This is a genomic window from Candidatus Pelagibacter communis (assembly GCF_001180225.1).
In the GTDB taxonomy this organism is placed as follows: Bacteria; Pseudomonadota; Alphaproteobacteria; order Pelagibacterales; family Pelagibacteraceae; genus Pelagibacter; species Pelagibacter ubique_D.
Genome location: NZ_CVST01000039.1, coordinates 1 through 507 on the forward strand (window position 1 = coordinate 1; position 507 = coordinate 507).

1 protein-coding gene is annotated in these 507 nt (G+C 27.6%); it reads right to left on the bottom strand.

The window, feature by feature from the left end:
- Window positions 1–507, bottom strand: a 507-nt coding sequence (locus AMN99_RS02790; RefSeq protein WP_143323918.1) for a sulfotransferase domain-containing protein, incomplete at both ends; no start/stop codon positions are given.

The window sequence follows — 507 nt, forward strand, 5'->3', positions numbered from 1 at the left end:
ATTTTCTTTATTTTTTGTCCAAGAGCGATAGTGATCATCCCATTTTCCCAAAAGATTAAAAATACCAAAATTTCTATTTTCATAGCTATCTCCGTTGCCAGTCATTTGTGGTGTAGATATAAATTTATACGACTCTTCAATTGATAATTCATAGTGATTTGACACTGATTGTATAACAACCCTTGGATCTCTAACAATATAAACTGTTCCAAGTGTATTTTCTTGATTAGTAAAATTCTTTTTTTGAACTGTATACCTACCACTGTGAGTTTTGAAAAATTTTACTTTTCCATCAAGATTAATTTTATCTTGTGCTAAAATCCAATTATTCTTTACCTCTTCAAAACTGAAATTATCAACTAAATCTTTGAAATATTTCTTTTCTGGGAATTGATCAATTTTTCTTAAAATTTTAAAATCAAATTTACCATCTTCTGTATAAACTAAAGATGAAATAATTGATCTTAACCATGTGTTTCCACTTTTTGGATATGAAGCCAACCAGAT